The sequence below is a fragment of the Nocardia stercoris genome, from assembly GCF_003696265.1.
GTDB lineage: Bacteria > Actinomycetota > Actinomycetes > Mycobacteriales > Mycobacteriaceae > Nocardia > Nocardia stercoris.
Map to the genome: position 1 here is coordinate 99,264 of NZ_RFFH01000019.1, position 17,536 is coordinate 116,799.

At 70.1% G+C, this 17,536-nt stretch carries 16 protein-coding genes; 9 read left to right on the top strand and 7 right to left on the bottom strand.

The window, feature by feature from the left end:
• Positions 1-128: 128 nt before the first annotated feature.
• From EBN03_RS29215 to EBN03_RS29235, 5 genes are all read left to right on the top strand, one after another.
• Positions 129-1,094: a DUF5666 domain-containing protein gene (locus tag EBN03_RS29215; protein ID WP_122191374.1), complete on the top strand. Its 966-nt coding sequence runs from the start codon at positions 129-131 to the stop codon at positions 1,092-1,094.
• A gap of 79 nt (positions 1,095-1,173) precedes the next feature.
• Positions 1,174-2,208, top strand: coding sequence for a hypothetical protein (locus tag EBN03_RS29220; protein ID WP_325052111.1), 1,035 nt, complete (start codon positions 1,174-1,176; stop codon positions 2,206-2,208).
• A gap of 30 nt (positions 2,209-2,238) precedes the next feature.
• A complete protein-coding gene (locus EBN03_RS29225) occupies positions 2,239-3,048 on the top strand; it encodes an SDR family NAD(P)-dependent oxidoreductase (protein ID WP_122191393.1) in 810 nt (269 codons plus the stop codon).
• A gap of 46 nt (positions 3,049-3,094) precedes the next feature.
• Positions 3,095-3,640, top strand: a complete 546-nt coding sequence (gene pyrE, locus EBN03_RS29230) for an orotate phosphoribosyltransferase (protein WP_122191375.1) — start codon at positions 3,095-3,097, stop codon at positions 3,638-3,640.
• A gap of 66 nt (positions 3,641-3,706) precedes the next feature.
• Positions 3,707-4,765, top strand: a complete 1,059-nt coding sequence (locus tag EBN03_RS29235) for a beta-ketoacyl-ACP synthase 3 (RefSeq protein ID WP_122191376.1) — start codon at positions 3,707-3,709, stop codon at positions 4,763-4,765.
• A gap of 4 nt (positions 4,766-4,769) precedes the next feature.
• On the opposite strand, the gene EBN03_RS29240 is transcribed toward EBN03_RS29235, so the two are convergent.
• From EBN03_RS29240 to EBN03_RS29250, 3 genes are all read right to left on the bottom strand, one after another.
• Positions 4,770-5,231, bottom strand: a complete 462-nt coding sequence (locus tag EBN03_RS29240) for a hypothetical protein (RefSeq protein ID WP_122191394.1) — start codon at positions 5,229-5,231, stop codon at positions 4,770-4,772.
• Between the two features lie 87 nt (positions 5,232-5,318).
• The gene (locus EBN03_RS29245; protein ID WP_122191395.1) at positions 5,319-5,960 is read right to left on the bottom strand and encodes a response regulator; all 642 of its coding nucleotides are present in this window, start codon (positions 5,958-5,960) and stop codon (positions 5,319-5,321) included.
• Between the two features lie 14 nt (positions 5,961-5,974).
• Positions 5,975-7,312, bottom strand: coding sequence for a sensor histidine kinase (locus EBN03_RS29250; protein ID WP_158675775.1), 1,338 nt, complete (start codon positions 7,310-7,312; stop codon positions 5,975-5,977).
• A gap of 112 nt (positions 7,313-7,424) precedes the next feature.
• On the opposite strand from EBN03_RS29250, the gene EBN03_RS29255 reads away from it, so the two are divergent.
• Together EBN03_RS29255 and EBN03_RS29260 are read left to right on the top strand one after the other, a co-directional pair.
• The gene (locus tag EBN03_RS29255; RefSeq protein ID WP_122191378.1) at positions 7,425-8,099 is read left to right on the top strand and encodes a TrmH family RNA methyltransferase; all 675 of its coding nucleotides are present in this window, start codon (positions 7,425-7,427) and stop codon (positions 8,097-8,099) included.
• A gap of 83 nt (positions 8,100-8,182) precedes the next feature.
• Positions 8,183-9,277 carry a glycoside hydrolase family 76 protein gene (locus tag EBN03_RS29260; protein ID WP_407671263.1) on the top strand — a complete coding sequence of 365 codons (1,095 nt, stop codon included), beginning with the start codon at positions 8,183-8,185 and terminating at the stop codon, positions 9,275-9,277.
• Here EBN03_RS29260 and EBN03_RS29265 read toward each other — a convergent pair.
• On the bottom strand, positions 9,271-9,930 hold the full coding sequence (locus EBN03_RS29265; protein WP_233608712.1) for a DedA family protein: 660 nt from the start codon (positions 9,928-9,930) through the stop codon (positions 9,271-9,273). The genes EBN03_RS29260 and EBN03_RS29265 overlap by 7 nt on opposite strands.
• A 28-nt stretch (positions 9,931-9,958) precedes the next feature.
• Positions 9,959-10,591, bottom strand: coding sequence for a DedA family protein (locus EBN03_RS29270; RefSeq protein ID WP_122191398.1), 633 nt, complete (start codon positions 10,589-10,591; stop codon positions 9,959-9,961).
• A gap of 265 nt (positions 10,592-10,856) precedes the next feature.
• On the opposite strand from EBN03_RS29270, the gene fbaA reads away from it, so the two are divergent.
• Complete coding sequence (gene fbaA / locus EBN03_RS29275; RefSeq protein ID WP_122191379.1) at positions 10,857-11,894, top strand: class II fructose-bisphosphate aldolase; 1,038 nt, start codon at positions 10,857-10,859, stop codon at positions 11,892-11,894.
• 51 nt (positions 11,895-11,945) lie between these two features.
• On the top strand, positions 11,946-13,064 hold the full coding sequence (locus tag EBN03_RS29280) for a BTAD domain-containing putative transcriptional regulator (RefSeq protein WP_122191380.1): 1,119 nt from the start codon (positions 11,946-11,948) through the stop codon (positions 13,062-13,064).
• A 44-nt stretch (positions 13,065-13,108) separates the two neighbouring features.
• Here EBN03_RS29280 and EBN03_RS29285 read toward each other — a convergent pair whose 3' ends face one another.
• The gene (locus EBN03_RS29285) at positions 13,109-14,137 is read right to left on the bottom strand and encodes a fused (3R)-hydroxyacyl-ACP dehydratase subunits HadA/HadB (protein WP_122191381.1); all 1,029 of its coding nucleotides are present in this window, start codon (positions 14,135-14,137) and stop codon (positions 13,109-13,111) included.
• Between the two features lie 166 nt (positions 14,138-14,303).
• Positions 14,304-17,536, bottom strand: a 3,233-nt coding sequence (locus EBN03_RS29290; RefSeq protein ID WP_233608713.1) for an Rv0361 family membrane protein, incomplete at its 5' end; no start/stop codon positions are given.

Genomic DNA, 17,536 nt, shown 5'->3' on the forward strand with positions numbered 1-17,536 from the left:
CGGGCGGATCGTCCGATTGTGCCCCGCATCGACGCAGGTCGGTGCGGGGCACCGGCATCCGGGTGACCACCGAAATTCCTGTTCGTGATCTCAGAGGGCGCACATGTTTCGTGCCTAGTATCGAAGCCATGACTACTCCGAGCGGTGCCGGTGGTGAGAACGTTTCGGGTGACCCGTGGGCGCAGCGGCCGGACGAGCCGGTGGACGGCCCCCGCCCGGAGGACGCGACGATTCCGGCGTCGGGCGGCGTGGCGAACGCGCAGCCGACCGAGGTGATCGGCGGCACCGCCGAGCTGCCGCGGCAGGCCGAATGGGGTCAACAGCAGTGGGGGCCGGGCGAGCAGTGGAACGCCGGACCACAGTGGGCGCCCGAACAGCAGTGGGCACCGGCGCAGAACCCGGCGGGGTATCCCGAACCCACCGCCCAGTACCCCACACCGGGCTATCCGGTCGACGAGACGGCCCGGTACACGGCGGGGTATCCGGCCGAACCGGGTTATCCGGCCGAGGGCTATCCACCCGCGGCGGGCTATCCCGGCGGCCCGGGTTATCCGACCGGTCAGGGCTATCCGCCGGTCGGCCCGGGCGGACCCGGCATGCCGATGCCCGGCGGACCGCAGCCGCCGAAGCGGCGGACCGGGATGTGGCTGGCGGTCAGCGCGGCGATCTTCGCGGCGGTGGTGGTCGGCGGTGCGCTGGTGGGGATGTTCCTGGGCAGCCACAGTTCGGTGTCGACCAACAACGCGGCGTCGCCGTCCACGACGAGCCTGTTCCCGCCCGCGCACACACCGGCGTACCCGACACCCTCGACGGGACCGAACGGGCCGAGCGAGATCCCCGGTCTCGGTAATCCGGACGACGGCGCCACGATGGGCACGGTGCAGTCCAACAATGCCGGCACGCTCACCGTGCAGTCGCTCGGCGGCAGTTCGGTCACCGTGCACACCGACGCCGACACCCAGATCCTGGCGTTGGGTGCCAGTACCGTCACCGACCTGCACAGTGGCGATCTGATCGTCGTGCAGGGCGACAAGTCGGCCGACGGGTCGATCCAGGCGAAGATCATCTTCGGCGCCTCGCTCCCGACGCGCTGAGCGAAACCGTCGGCCGCGCAAGTGTGACCCCGCAGGGCCTCCGAGCAGGCGGCGGTAATACAGCCTAGACTCGGGGGCGATGGCGATGACGGCGATGTGGTTCGGTCTGGCGGCGGTCGCACTGGTAGGTGCGATCGTACTGCTGTATTTCGATCGGTTGCAGCGACAGCGCACCGGTCACGTCCGGCAGGTGTGGGCGAAATCCCATGGCTACACCTATGTTTCGGTGGAGCCGTCGCTGGCGGCCACCTGGCATCGCGGCGCGATGGCCAAGCTCGGATACCTGACGGCGGTCGACGTCGTGTCCGGGATCCGCAAGGGCGAGAAGTTCGTCCTGTTCGATCTGGAGGACGCCGCCACGCTGATCGCGGTCCGCCGCCAGATCGGTTCGGACATCGACATCGACCTGCGGCTCAAGACCGCGGCGCCGCCGAAGGACGCCGACCTCGATCTGCTCGGCGCGATCGGCGACCGGGTGGTGTTCGCGACCAACCCCGATATCGCCCGCCACGCCGTCGACCAGCGCATGGTCGCCTTCATCGAATCGCTGCCGGATACGGTGCAGCAGTTGTGGAGCGAGGGCAACTGGACCCTCGGTGTGCTGCCGGTGGGTACCGGCGCGCGCGACTGGGAGACCGCGATCGACGCCGTCCTGCGGCTGTCCGGCCTGCTGCACGTGCTGCCGCCGATCGGTGCCGAGTCCCGCGGCGTGGAACCCGAATCCGGGTATGCCGAAGGCGATTTCGACGACGACTACGGCAACGAAGAGGACTACTACGAGGGCTACGGCCCCGACGGGCAGTACGAGGCGGGTGAACAGTACGAGGACGACGAGCAGTACGAGCGGGACCGCTACGACGACCGTTTCGCCGGCTACCCGGAGTCCGAGGAGCCCGAACGCGAAGCCGACCCGGAACCGCCGCGCCGCCCCGCACTGGCCGTCGTCCCGGACCCGCGCGACCGGCGCGAGCCGCCCGCCCGCGGCAACGGCCGCGAAAAGCGCTCCGCCGCACCGGAATACGACGACCACGCGGACGAATCCGACGCGGACGGCGAACCCCGGGGCGGCCCGTTCCATCCGGGATTCCGGCCCTATCAGGGTCCGGCACGGTGACCCCCACCACCCGTCGCGAGAGGTGACGTGATGTCCGGCCCCGCCGCTGCCCGACTGCCCGGCCACACCCGACCGGTGGCCTTGATCACCGGACCCACCTCCGGGATCGGCGCCGGCTTCGCCACCCGGCTCGCCGCCCTCGGCTACGACCTGGTGCTGGTCGCGCGCTCGGCCGACCGCCTCGCCGAACTGGCCACCGACCTGGAATCCCGCTTCGGCACCCGCTCCCAGCTCCTGCCCGCCGACCTGTCGGTGAGCGCCGACCGCGACCTGGTGTGCGAGCGGCTGGCCGAGGGCGTCGACTTCTTGGTGAACAACGCCGGCTTCGGCATCACCGGTGAATTCTGGACCGTCGAACCGGCCGAGCTGCAGCGCCAGCTGGACGTCAATGTCACCGCCGTCGTCCAGTTGACCCGGGCCGCACTGCCTTCCATGATCGCGGCCGCGAAGGGCTCGGTGGTCAACGTCGCCAGCGTCGCCGGTCTGGTGCCCGGACGGGGATCGACCTATTCGGCCTCCAAGGCCTACGTCATATCCTTTACCGAAGGGCTGGCCGGTGGGCTGGCCGGGACCGGAGTCCGGGTGCAGGCGTTGTGCCCGGGATTCGTGCACACCGAGTTCCATCAGCGTGCCGGGATCGAGATGTCGTCGCTGCCGGAGCAGCTGTGGCTGACCGTCGACCAGGTGGTGGCCGGGTCGCTGGCCGACCTCGACAAGGACCGCGTGATCTGCGTGCCCGGTGTGCAGTACAAGGCGATCACCACGATCGCCGGACTGATTCCGCGAGGTCTGGTGGGTCGGCTCAACCGGGGCCTGCTCAACGGCCGCGGGAGGACATAGCCGCGCCGGCCGCAGGGCCCGCGCGCCGGAAAGGATACGAACTCTCATGATCGAATCGACGGCCGACCGGGACCGACTGGCTGAGCTGGTACGGCAGCTGGCGGTAGTGCACGGGCGAGTGACGCTGTCGTCGGGCAAGGAAGCCGACTACTACGTCGACCTGCGGCGCGCGACCCTGCACCACCAGGCGGGCCCGCTGATCGGCACCCTGCTGCGGGAACTGGTCTCGGACTGGGACTTCGACGCTGTCGGCGGCCTCACCATGGGCGCCGACCCGGTCGCCCTGGCCATGATGCACACCCCCGGCCGGCCGATCGACGCGTTCGTGGTGCGCAAAGCCGCGAAGGCGCACGGCATGCAGCGCCAGATCGAAGGTCCGGACATCGTCGGCAAGCGGGTGCTGGTCGTCGAGGACACCACCACCACCGGAAACTCGCCGCTCACCGCCGTCCAAGCGCTGCGTGAGGCCGGTGCGACCGTCGTCGGCGTCGCCACCGTCGTCGACCGGGAAACCGGTGCCGATCAGGTCATCGCGCAAGAAGGCTTGGAGTATCGTTCGATCCTCGGGCTGAAGGATCTGGCTCTGGGGTGACCCGGAGGGCTTCGATAGCCTGAGCAACATTTGTCCAACGGTGGTGAAGGGTCGTGTGAGTCACCTGTGGTGAGCATTGCAGTGAAGTCCGGGCACGCGAATGTCGCGATGCTCGGCATCGGGGCTTACCGCCCCCAGCGCATCGTCAGCAATGCCGAGGTGTGTGAGATTCTCGACTCCACCCCGGAGTGGATCTACGAACGCACCGGCATCCGCAACCGCCGCTGGATCAGTGGAGACGAAACCCTGCGCAGCATCGCGGCGGCCGCCGGCGGCCGTGCACTGCGCAACAGCGAGGTCGACCCGGCCAAGATCGGCGCGGTCATCCTGTGCACCTCCAGCTGGCTCAAGCTGACCCCGCACGGCGCGCCGACCGTTGCCTGCGACATCGGCCTCAACGGGGTTCCGGCCTTCGACTTGACCTCGGGCTGTGGTGGTTTCGGCTACGGCCTCGGCATCGCCGCCGACATGATCCGCAGCGGTTCCGCCGAATACATCCTGGTGATCGGTGCCGAGACCATGACGGTCGGCCTCGACCCCACCGACCGCGGCACCGCGATGATCTTCGGTGACGGTGCCGGCGCGGTCGTCGTCGGGCCCAGCGAGGAGAACGGCATCTCGCCGACGGTGTGGGGCAGCGACGGCGAGAACGCCGAGGCGATCGCGCAGGACGTCGACTTCCTCGAGTACATGGAACGGGCCCAGCGCCTGCAGGGCACCGATCCGGAGGTCGAGAAGGTCGGCCGGATGAGCCTGCACATGCAGGGCCCCAAGGTTTTCCGCTGGGCCGCGGTCACGCTGCCGCGGGCCCTGGCCAGCGCGATCGAGCTGTCCGGGGTGTCCAAGGACGACCTCGAGGTCTTCGTCCCGCACCAGGCCAACGCGCGGATCAACGATCTGATGCGCAAGAATCTCGGTCTGGCCGATGACATTCCGATGGCCAACGACATCGAGAACACCGGAAACTGTTCGGCCGCTTCGATTCCGTTGGCGATCGAGGAAATGCTGGTCACCGGTAAGGCGAAGGGCGGCCAGCTGGCGCTGCTGCTCGGCTTCGGCGCCGGGCTCAGCTACGCCGGACAGGTCGCGGTGCTGCCGCCCGCCCCGGTCGAGCCGAGCTTCTGAGCCGTCAGCTGCGTGGCTTCCCGAAGCACAGGATGATGCGGTCGCGGTCGGCCGGATCGACTCTGATCGAGACGATCTCGCCGACCGCGATCCGTTCCCGGTCCACCGGCTGCAGGTCGTAGACGATCGTGCCGCGGTAGGTCTCGGCGCCCGGGACGGTCAGTTCCAGATCCAGTTCGGTGAGTTCGGTGTGATGGTCGGTGCGCTCGAGCGGATGCATGCCCTCGATCACTGCCCAGCCCTCCAGCCCGCGCCGGCGCAATGCCCGGTCCGCCCGGCTCGGACGCTGGGTGAGCACCATGCCCAGCCCGACACACGATCCGAACGCGCCGACCAGCGCCATGATCTGGAACGGTGCGGTACCCGGTGGGGTGTGTGGCATGACCCAGCCCAGCCAGAAGCCGAGCACCACCAGATATGCGGCGGTGACCCCGACAACGGTGCGCAGGATTCGCGCATGGTCCATGACTGCCTCCCCCATGGGCCGGGTAATTTCAGGATAGTGTCGAATTACCCCGCCGACCTGCCCCTATGGTTGCAACTCGGCCGCGGGTCAGCCGCGTAGCCGCAGCACGGCCAGCACCCGCCTGTGGTGGGTGTCCGACGGTGGCAGGTCCAGCTTCACGAAAATGTTGCCGACGTGTTTTTCGACCGCCCGCTCGGTGACGGTCAAGGTCGCGGCGATGGCGCTGTTCGACAGTCCCTGGGCCATCAGCTCCAGTACTTCCCGTTCGCGCGGGGTGAGCCGGTCCAGGACCTGCTGCCGGCGGCCGGCGCCGATCAGCTGGCTCACGACCTCGGGGTCCAGGGCGGTACCGCCGGTGGCGACCCGCTGGAGGGCGTCGACGAATTCGCCGACGTCGGCGACCCGGTCCTTGAGCAGATAGCCGACGCCGGCGGCGCCCGCGGCCAGCAGTTCGGTGGCGTAGCGGGTCTCGACCCATTGGGAGAAGACCAGGACTCCGGTCTCCGGATGCCGGCGGCGCAGGGCCAGTGCGGCGACCAGGCCCTCGTCGGTGTGGGTGGGCGGCATCCGCACGTCGACCACGGCGACATCGGGCCGGAGGCTGGCCACGATGTCGACGAGATCGGTTGCGTCGCTGATCATTTCGACTACCTCATGGCCGCGGTCGGTCAGCAGCCCGGCCAGCCCGTCGCGCAGGATCGCGTTGTCCTCGGCGATCACGACGCGCAGGCCGGCCGGGATGGTCACCGCGGAACCGCCATCGGAAGGGTCACGGTCACGACAGTAGGTCCGCCCGGCGGGCTGTCGACAGTGAGGGCGCCGTCCACCGCGCGGGTGCGCTCGGTCAGGCCGGCCAGTCCGCCGTGCGGTGTGGCCACCGCGCCGCCGCGGCCGTTGTCCCGGACCGTCAGCTCGAGGCCGGTGCCGTCGGGCCGCACCAGCAGCTCGGCGCGGTCTGCGCCGGCGTGCCGGACCACGTTCGTCAGCAGTTCGGCGGCCGCGAAATAGGCGGTGGCCTCGATCGCCGGCTCCGGGCGGGCCGGCAGATCGACGTCCAGCTCGACGGGGACCGCGCAGCGGGCGGCCAGGGTTTCCAGGGCCGGTGCCAAGCCCAGGTCCAGGGCCGGTGGGTGGATGCCGCGGACCAGTTCCCGCAGCTCGGTCAGCGCTTCCTTCGCGTCGGTGCGGGCCTGGGCGATCAGGCCGGTGGCGTCGCCGCCGGTCGTGAGGCGTTCCTCGGCGCGGCCCAGGGCCATGGCGATGGCGACCAGCCGGGCCTGGGTGCCGTCGTGCAGGTCTCGCTCCAGGCGCTGCACGGTGGACGCGGCGTTCTCCAGGGCGATCCGGCGGCCGGCCTGCAGTTCGAGCAGCCGGCGGTCGCGCGCGGTGGGGGTGAGCAGGAGGCGGGCCAGGCCCAGGTGCAGGAGGCAGAGCCCGCGCAGCAGCCAGGGCAGGACGAGCAGGGCCACCAGCCCGATGGCAGCGATCAGCAGCGTCCGCGGGAAGGTGTCGAAGTAGAAGTCGCCGAACTGGAACACCGAATTATGTGTGTGCCCTTGGTCGTCCACCGACTTCGGGTGGAAGACCACGGTGGTCACCGGTGCCGTCACCAGGATCGCCGTCGTGAAGACCGCGACGCAGGCCGCGATCCCCGTTCCGAAGCCGAGCAGGACCTCGACGACCACGAACAGCAGTCCGCGCCAGCCCGGCGCATCGCCGAACGCGCTGCCCAGCCAGCCGAAAAAGCCACGGCGCGCCCGGAATTCGGCCGGGCCGGGCAGGTCGTCATCGAGTAGTACCCGGACGACCGGACGGTGGATCGACCCCCAGGTCCGCCCGCTCAGCACGAGCACCGCCAGCGGCGCGCCCGCCAGGAACGGTGACAGGAACACGGCGGCGAGCAGGCCGGCGTACAGGTACGCCAACAGCACGCCGCTGAGCACGAACGCGAACAGCAAGTAGCACAGGTCTTTCCACGGCCGGGCGCGGAACGGGGCCCGCAGGACGGTGCGTAGCAGCCGCGCCGGTTCCGGTGCGGCGGATGCGATCGCGGCCGGCGGTACGGCAAGGGTCTCGGTCATGGTTTCCATGCTGGCCGGGGACGCCCCGGTCGTTCGAGGGCGCAGCCCCGTGGATCGGGGGTAGTGCTGGCCACACCCTAGGCCCTTCCCGGACCCGGTTACGATCTCCCGGATGAACACCCCAGCGCCCGACGACGCCCAGGGGCCCACCGAATGGGGTGAGCACCCGCACGGGGTCGGGCCATACGTGGACGAATTCGGTTGCGCGCCACCGGAAGACCCGCGTCTCGACCCCGAACTGCTGGCCCACGGCGACCGGCGCAACGTGGTCGACGCCTACCGCTACTGGACGCGGGAGGCGATCGTCGCCGACATCGACCGCCGCCGGCACCCGTTGCACATCGCGATCGAGAATTTCGGCCATGACGCCAATATCGGCACCGTGGTGCGCACCGCGAACGCCTTCGCCGCCGCCGAAGTGCACATCGTCGGCCGTCGGCGCTGGAACCGGCGCGGTGCCATGGTCACCGACCGCTACCAGCACATTCGCCACCACAGCGATATCGGAGAGCTGATGGACTATGCGGCGGCGCACGGCCTGTCGGTCGTGGCCGTCGACAATGTGCCCGGGTCGGTGCCGTTGGAGACCGCCGAACTGCCTCGCGACTGTCTGCTGCTGTTCGGTCAAGAGGGGCCCGGCGTGACCGCCGCCGCCCGAGACGCGGCCGTCATGACGGTGTCGATCGCGCAGTTCGGTTCCACTCGCAGTATCAATGCCGGTGTGGCCGCGGGCATCGCCATGCACGCCTGGATCCGGCGGCACGCCGACCTGACCCAGTCCTGGTGAGCCCGTAGCGGTTTCGAGTCGCGCCGGAGTGGATCCGAACAGTACCGCCGTCGGCCGGTGTCGTGGCTGGCACCATGGAACGCATGACTGCGGAGCCCATCGCCACGGCCTGGTCCCAGCGCGCAGATATGGCCGAGGCCGCCGTCGTGTCCCGGCATCTCCGGAGACTGTGCGTGCCGGGCGTCGAGCTCGCGGTCATCGGTTGGCCCGCCACCCGGGCCGAACGCGGCTTCCTCACCTGGGACTACTGGTGGCAGGCGCATCTGGTGGACTGCGCGGTGGACGCGGCCAACCGGTCACCGTCCCCGGAACGCACCAAGCGGATCTCGGCGGTAGCGCGCGGCATTCGCACCCGCAACCTCACCGGCTGGACCAACCGCTACTACGACGACATGGCCTGGCTGGCACTCGCGCTCGAGCGCGCCGAACGAACCCAAGGCCTGACCGATCTGCGCCACGGCCTGGCCGCCCTGGAAGCCGACCTCGCCGGCGGCTTCCAGCCGCAGGTGGGTGCGCTGCCGTGGCGCAAAGGCGACGACTACTTCAACGCACCCGCCAACGGCCCGGCCGGTATCGCGCTGGCCCGGTTCGGCCACACCGAACTGGCCCTGGAGATCTCCGACTGGCTGGACAAGAACCTGCGCGACGGCGACTCCGGCCTGATCCTCGACGGCATCCACCTACCCGGCGGCGAGATCGAGCGGCCCACCTTCACCTACTGCCAGGGGGTGGTGCTCGGGCTGGAGACCGAACTGGCCCTGCGCACCGGCGAGACCCGGCACGTCGAGCGGGCGCAACGCCTGCTGGACGCGGTCGACGAACACCTCACCCACGACGGTGTGGTGGCCGGTGGCGGCGGGGGCGACGGCGGCCTGTTCAACGGCATCCTGCTGCGCTACCTGGGCCTGGTCGCGGTCATGCTGCCGGGCGCCGACGTCGCGCAGGTCGCCACCCGGCGCACGGCCGCCCGAATCGTGCTGGCCTCCGCCCGCGCGGCCTGGGACCACCGGCTCGAAGTCGAGGGCGAACCGCTGTTCGGCCCGGACTGGACACACGCCGCCCAGCTCCCGGGCAGTAACGACCTGCTGTCCGCGCGCCCGGAACGGGCGCTGTCGGTGCAGCTGTCGGGCTGGCTGGCGATGGAGGCGGCGTACCTGGTGAGCGCCGCCGGTTACTGACTCGCGGGGACTTCCACCCCGGCGCACACGCGTTCCACCGGCCGCGACATCTCCAGCCGGTACTGGCGCAGCCCGATCACGGTGCCGGCGATCAGCCCGGCGACCAGGGTGCCGATCACCGTCGGCAGCAGCCACGACACGCGTTCCAGGAAGCCGCCCGAATAGAAGCCGATCAGCAGGATGACCGGCGCCCAGAACACCGAACCGAGCACACTGGCGACGGTGTAGCGGCGGTGATTCATCCCGGCCGCGCCCGCGACCAGCGGTGCCAGCGTGCGGATCCACGGAATCCAGCGCGAGACCAGGACCGCGAGGAACCCGTGCCGGTGCAGCATCTTGCCGACCCGTTCGAGATTGTGCGCGTTCAGATAGCGGCCGTTCTTGCGGGCCACGAGCCGGCTGCCGGTCCGGCCGCCGATGACATAGCCGACCTGGCTGCCCGCGACGGCTGCGATCATCGCACCCACCGACAGCGCCCAGATCTGGGTCGAGCCCCCCGGCTGTGCGGCCAGCGCGATCCCGGCGGTCAGCAGCAACGAGTCACCGGGCAGGAACAGGCCGATGATCAGCGCGCATTCCAGGAACACCATCACCAGGACGGCGGTCCACACGACCGCCGGGCCGGCGGACTGGAGGCTGTCCAGACTGTTCACTGCGAGGAGTTCCGTCGCCTGCAAGGGTTCAGCGGGTTTCGCGGGCCGCGACCGGCTCGGGGGCGTCGGTCTTGGCGAGCAGCTTGCGGGCGAAGGAGATGATGGCCGGCAGGATCGAGACGAACACGATCGCCAGGAAGATCGACTCCACGTGGTTCTTGATGAAGTCGACGTTGCCGAGGAAGTAACCCAGGATGGTGACGCCGCCACCCCACAGCACGGCACCGATGATGTCGACTGTGGCGAACTTGCGGTAGTCCATCTGCGAGACACCGGCCAGGACCGGCATGAAGGTCCGGACCACCGGGACGAACCGGGCCAGGACGATCGTCTTCGGCCCGTACTTCTCGAAGAAGGCGTGCGTCTCGGTGACGTAGTGCTTCTTGAAGAAGCGGCTGTCCTCCTTCTGGAACAGCGCGGGACCGATGGCCCGGCCGATCCAGTAGCCGCACTGGTCACCGGCCCACGCGGTCAATGCCACGGCCGGGACGAGCACCCAGATCGACACCGGATGTGGGGTCTGCGCGGCGAGCAGGCCGCCGGTGAACAGCAGCGAGTCGCCCGGGAGCAGCGGGAACAGCAGACCGGTCTCGATGAAGACGATCATCATGATCGCCGGTAGCACCGCGTGCTTCAAACCGGTTTCGGTGAGCAGGTGCATCGGATCCAGCAGCCCCTTGATACCGGAGCTGCTGGCGAGAACGTCGGACACGGCCAGCAGGGTCACCCGGCCTACAGTACCGGGCGACCGAATATTCCGCCCAACCTCGCGGCAGCTTCGAAGGCACTATCGGGCAAGGTCACAGGCTGTCCTCAGGTGGTTGCAACCACGGTGAACCGATGGGCCGGGTTCCCACGAGTGGGTGCCGGACCTTAGTGTATGACCCGACACATCCCTTTTCACCCCCGCACACGGAGGTCACTGCATGCCTATCGCGACTCCGGAGGTCTACGCCGAGATGCTCGGCCGGGCCAAAGAGAACTCGTTCGCGTTCCCGGCCATCAACTGCACGTCGTCGGAGACGGTCAACGCGGCTATCCGGGGCTTCGCCGAGGCCGGCAGTGACGGGATCATCCAGTTCTCCACCGGTGGCGCCGAGTTCGCCTCGGGCCAGGCCGTCAAGGACATGGTGACGGGTGCGGTCGCGCTCGCCGAGTTCGCGAACGTGGTCGCCGCCAAGTACGACGTGACCATCGCGCTGCACACCGACCACTGCCCGAAGGACAAGCTGGACACCTTCGTGCGCCCGCTGATCGCGATCTCCGCCGACCGCGTGCGCGCCGGCGGCCTGCCGCTGTTCCAGTCGCACATGTGGGACGGTTCGGCCATCGCCATCGACGAGAACCTGGAGATCGCCAAGGAACTGCTGAAGCAGTGTGCCGCGGCGAACATCATCCTCGAGGTCGAGATCGGCGTCGTCGGTGGTGAAGAGGACGGTGTCGAGGCCGAGATCAACGACAAGCTGTACACCTCGCCGGAGGACTTCGCCAAGACCATCGACGCCCTGGGCGCCGGCGAGAACGGCAAGTACCTGCTGGCCGCCACCTTCGGCAACGTGCACGGCGTGTACAAGCCGGGCAACGTGGTGCTCAAGCCCGAGGTGCTGGCCGAGGGCCAGCGCGTCGCGTCGGCCAAGCTCGGCCTGGCCGAGGGCAGCAAGCCGTTCGACTTCGTGTTCCACGGCGGTTCGGGCTCGCTGAAGTCGGAGATCGAGGACTCGCTGCGCTTCGGCGTGGTGAAGATGAACGTCGACACCGACACCCAGTACGCCTTCACCCGTCCGGTCGCCGGCCACATGTTCGCCAACTACGACGGCGTGCTGAAGGTCGACGGCGAGGTCGGCAACAAGAAGGTCTACGACCCGCGCAGCTACCTGAAGAAGGCCGAGACCTCGATGGCCGAGCGCGTCGTGGAGGCGTGCCGCGACCTGAAGTCGGCCGGCCGTTCCGTCAGCGCCAAGTAGTCGGAAACGGTAGGGGCGGCGGACGATTCGGCACTTGTCAGGTAATTCCACATGAGTCTGGATGTCCGGGTACTGGGCCCGGTACGCATGCTGGTCGGTGGCGAACCGATCCAGGTGGGTGGGCCGAAGCCGCGGGCGCTGCTCGCCGCCCTTACCGTGAACCGTCGCCGGGCGGTGTCCTCACAGGCACTGGCCGACATCGTCTGGAACGAGGAGCCGCCGGACTCCTATCAGGCGAGCCTGCAGGTGTTCGTCTCCAATATCCGCAAGATGCTGCGCAATGCGGGCATCGATTCGGCGGCGGTGCTGCGCACCGAGTCGGCGGGGTATCGGCTCGAAATCGCAGACGCCGACTGCGATCTGGGCCGTTTCGAGGCGGCACGGCGTGCCGGTGACGAGGCCGCCGGTGCCGGTGATCCCGCGGCCGCGTCGGTGAAATACACTGCGGCGCTGGATGAATGGTCCGGGAAGGCGCTGAGCGACCTGTCCGGTCTGGGCTTCGCCGACACCTTCGCCACCGCCATGGACGAGGAGCGGTTGCAGGTGGTGTCGGCGCGGATCGACGCCGAGATCGCCTGTGGCCGTGCGACCGGCGTGGTCGGTGAACTCAAGCGCGCCACCACCGAGCATCCGCTGCGGGAACCGCTGTGGGTGCAGTTGATCACGGCGCTGTCGCTGTCCGGCCGACAGGCCGACGCGCTGGACGCGTGCCGTCAGGTGCGGGCGCTGCTCGCCGACGAACTGGGGATCGACCCGGGCCCGGCACTGGTCGAGGTGGAGCGGCGGGTACTGCGGCAGGAGCCGCTCGATATCGTCGCGGTCGCCCAGGTCGAGCGCCTGGCCAAGTCCATGACCGAGACGGTCACCGAGGTGCCGCTGGCCGCGCGCAGCGGGCGGCTGCGGTTGTCCGACGGCCGGGTGGCGCGGATCGGGCCCGCCGGCTTGAAGATCGGCCGGATGACCGACAACGATCTGGTGCTCGACGACCCGAAGGCCAGCCGGTATCACGCCCAGATCTGGTCCAGTCGAGCCGGATTGCTGATCAAGGACCTCAATTCCGCGAACGGCATCTACCTCAACGAGGAGCCGATCGAGTCCGGGGCCGTGATCGGTGACGGTGATGCGATCCGGATCGGTTCCACCGTCCTGGTTTTCGAGGCGGACAACTGACGGTCCGGTAGCCGGCCGGGCCCGTGCCCGCCGACTGCCGGAAGTCAGCTGAGCTGGACCTGGGCCAGAGCCCGGCCGAACAGCTTCTTGCCCTCGCTGGTGCCGCTCAGCAGGATCTGGGCGGTCCGGCGCACCGGGTCCAGCGATTTCACCTTGCCGGTGAACTCGATCTCGGTCGCGCCGATCTGCTGCACCGGAACGAAACCGGAGAACCGGAAGCTCAGGCTCTCGATGGCGCTCGGGTCGTCCAGCCAGGAGCTCAGGAAGTCGGCGGCCAGGCCCAGGGTGAGCATGCCGTGCGCCACCACGGTCGGCAGACCCGCGACCTCGGCGGCCCGGTCACTGAAGTGGATCGGGTTGTGGTCGCCGGAGACACCGGCGTAGTTGACCAGGTCGCCGCGGGTCACCGAGCGGATCCCGATCGGCAGTTCGTCGCCGACCGACAGGTCCTCGAACCGCGGCCGGGTGTTGACCACGGTGTTCGCCCGGGCGTCGGCGAGTTCGCGCGGCGCGGCCGCGTCGGCCGGATCGATCTCCACCAGTCCGGCGGTCTCGTCGGGGGTCAGGTGCATGACCACGCCCTCGATCATCGACAGGACCTCGGGGGGCAATTCACCGCTGCGGGCGACGAGCTGGACGGTCGCGCTCTGCCGCACCACGCCGTCGGTGCCGATGAAACTGACCTTCACCGTGACGAAGTCGCTGCCGCGCACATTGCGGATCGACGGGATCTCGATCTGCGCGTGCACCCGGTCACCCGCCACCAGCGGCTGATACAGCTCGAAGATCTGCTCCACCTGCAGCACCAGGGAGATGTCGAAATCCTCGAACACTGTCTCGAACAGCGCCCGGGTCGGGTGGAAGCCGATCGCCGACGCGAACGTCGGGGGCGCGATCACCCCGTCGAAACCCAGCTTCGCCGCGTGCAGTTCGGAGATATGCGCCGGATGCGAATTCTGAACCGCCCGAGCGTATTCACGGACCTTTTCGCGACCCACCTCGTAGTGGTCGGGCAGCCGGTAGAACTTGCCCGCCACATCGGGTGCCGTTGCTTCGGGTGACTGCTCCGGCATAACTACGAACTCCTCGGGTATCTCAGCGGACAAGGCATGCTATCGAGACGACGGCGGTCGCACCGGACTTCTTCACGGATCGTTCCCGAAGGGCCCGTAGACCTTACGGTCGCCGAGCCCTTCGGGGATGTGTGCGGTCCGGGCGGACCGCCCCGCCGGGGCGCGGTCAGTGCGCGCCGTCGGCCGGGTCGCAAACCTTCCAGCCTTCCGGCTGTTTCTGCAGGTCGAACGTGCGGGCCACCGGGTGGTCCGGGTCGGCATCGGTGTAGATACCGGCCGTCGCGACCGCCTTCGCACCGTCGACCTGAACGGAGGTGACCTCCGACAGTTTCGGGATCTTGCGCTGATCGGCCGCGAGCTTGTGCACGCCGGCGTACTGGTCCGGAGCGATGTTCTGATAGAAGTCGTGCAGCGGGCCGCAGGTCGTCGCCCGCAGCGTGTCCAGATTGCCGGTGCCGAGGGCGTCGGTGTACGCCGACACCGCCGACTTGACCTGCCCCTGCGGCGAATCGTCCGTGCCGCCACGCATCAACCACGCCACCAGGCCACCGACGGCGACGAGCGCCACCACGGCCGCGGCGATGAGCTTGGTGCGATTGCCCGACGCCGCAGGCTTTTCCGTGCCGCTCGCACCGACCTTCTGCGGGGCGCCGGCCACCGGGGCGCCGGCACCGACCTTCTGCGGTGTGGCGATCGGGCGGTCCGAGACCTGCCCGGGAACGGTAGGCTGCACATCCGCCGGTGACGGTGCGCTACCGGGACGCTGCGCGTCCGGCTGGACCCGGTTCCGGTCACCCGGCGCCGGATTCTTCGCCGGCGCGGCCGGCGCCGAACCACCGACCGGCCCGCCGGGGGTCTGGTTCTTCGGCCCGCCGGGGCGCGGCGTGGCCGGCGGGCGCGCACCGGCCGGTGGGCGCGGGCTGACGACGCGGTCGGTGCCGGGCTTCGGAGCGCCGGGCTGTGCGGGAGCCTTGCCGAGGCCCTTCTGGATCGGGATGATCGCGGTCGCGGCATCGTCGGCGGGGGTCGACGCCCCCGGTGCCGGCTGCCGCCGGATCGCGACGGTCTGCGTCTCGTCGTCGGCGGGCGCCGAATCCCGCTTCGCCGCACCGGGTTTGGCGATGGCCCGGAATCCGTGTACCACGGTGGGCGCGTCGGCTCCCGCCGGTGGAACATCTTGCCCGGCAGCCTGATCCGTACCGGAACCGGTGCCTTGCTCGGAATCGGCCGCGCCCGCGGTCTTTTCGCTTGCGGTCGACGCGGGCGCCGGTCCGTTCGCCCTGGGCGCGTTCGCGGACCCGGCGGCCGGTGCCTTCCCCGGAGCCTGTGCGCTGGAAGCCTTCCCGTCCACGGTGGAAGGACCACCGGCCGGAGCGCCCTGCGCAGCGGCACCCGCCGCCGAAGCCGCCGCTGCCCCCGCGCTTTCGGCAGCACCGGCACGCCCGGACGAACCACTGGGCGGAGTGGTGCCGGTGCGACCGGACGCCTCGCCACCGGTGGGTGCGGCGCCGCCGTCGGCCGCGCCACTACCGCCCGATCGGGCAGCATCGGATCGAGCCGCGTTGCCCGGCTGGGCGTTGCCGCCGGGCTGAGCTGCGTTGCCCGGCTGGGCGTTGCCGCCGGATCGGGCCGTGTTGCCGGACTGCGCATTGCCGCCGGGTCGAGCTGCGTTTCCGGGCTGGGCGTTGCCGCCGGACTGGGCTGCGTTTCCGGGCTGGGCGTTGCCGCCGGATCGGGCCGTGTTGCCCGACTGCGCATTGCCGCCGGGTCGAGCTGCGTTTCCGGGCTGGGCGTTGCCGCCGGACTGGGCTGCGTTTCCGGGCTGGGCGTTGCCGCCGGACTGGGCTGCGTTGCCCGGCTGAGCGTTGCCGGTGGACTGAGCTGCGTTACCCGGCTGAGCGTTGCTGCCGGATCGGACCGTGTTGCCCGACTGCGCATTGCCGCCCGGTGTGGCGGCGGGCTGAGCCGAGTTGCCGGACTGTGCATTACCCGACTGCGCGGTGTTGCCGGTCTGGGTGGCGCCGGACTGTGCATTGCCGCCGCCCGATGCGACGGCGGGCCGAGTCACGTTGGCGGACTGGGCATTACCCGATTGTGCAACGTCGCCCGGCTGAGCGGCGGGGCCGGTTCGAACGCTACCCGGCTGCCCGGTGCCGCCCGACTGGGCGTTGCCGGGTCGAGCGGTGCCGGACTGCGCGTTGCCGGGCCGAGCGGTGCCGGACTGCGCGTTGCCGGGCCGAGCGGTGCCGGACTGCGCGTTGCTGCCGCTCGTCGTGGCGGCGGACTGAGCCGAGTTGCCGGACTGGGTATTACCCGACTGTGCATTCCCGTCTGCCGGAGTGGTGCTGCCGGGCCGGGCCGCGTTGCCGGTTCGAGCGTCCCCCGGCTGCGCGGTGCTGCCCGGCTGGGCGTTGCTCGGTTGCGGGGCGCCGGATCGGACGTTGGCACCGCCCGGTGCGGCAGCGGACTGAGTCGCGTTGCCGGACTGGGTATTACCCGACCCGACGTCACCCGTGGCGTCAGGTGACTGCGTCGGGTTGCCTGTCTGGCCGGTGCTGCCGGATTGGGCGGCGTCCCTGCTCTGAGCGGAACCGCTTGTTGCAGATGCCGCTTCGCCCTCGGGGGCCTGCGCGGACGTCTCGGCTGCCTCGGGGGCGGTGCCACCGCTCATCGCGCCCTTCGCGGCGGCCTGTGCGGCGGCAGCGGGCGCCGCAGTGCCGGGCGCAGCCGAAGCCGCAGCAGCTGCCGCAGCAGCTGCCGCAGCGCCGGACGCGGCCGAAGCTGGTGCGCTCGCGGTCTTCCCGCCCGCAGCAGTGCTTCCAGCACCGGACGAGTCGGCCTGCTGCGCGTCACCGGCGCCTGGTTGTCCTGCGGCAGTGGGCTTCCCGGCTGCGGCGCCCTGTTGTGCCGCGGCGCCGGGTGTTGCGGCCGCCGCGCCCTGTTGTGCTGCGGCGCCAGGCGTTTCGGCCGCCGCGCCCTGTTGTGCTGCGGCAGCGGGCTTTTCGCCGTCCTGCCCGCCCCGCGCGGTGGGCATCGACACCGCCGGCGGCGCGTTCTTCGCGTCGACGGCCCGTCCGGCCACGGTCGGGTCATCGGAAACCGGTGTCGCGGTGGCGTTCTCGGGCTTCTTGCGCGGGAACGCGACGGTCTCGGAGTCGTCGGCCGCGTCGGGCCGCTTGCCGGTGGTCACGGTGATGTCGTCCGTATTCGCCTGCGGGGGAGTGATCTTGATGGTGCGGTCGGCGCCGGGCGGCGGGGTCGCGCGCTGCCATGCGGCGGGACCCGCCTGGCGGACCGGTCCGCCGGGGCGGCCACCGGCCGGGGGCACCGGCGGTACGGGATTCGGCCGGCCACCCGGGGCCGGACGGCCGGGCGGCGGCGGCACCGGACCCGGGCGGG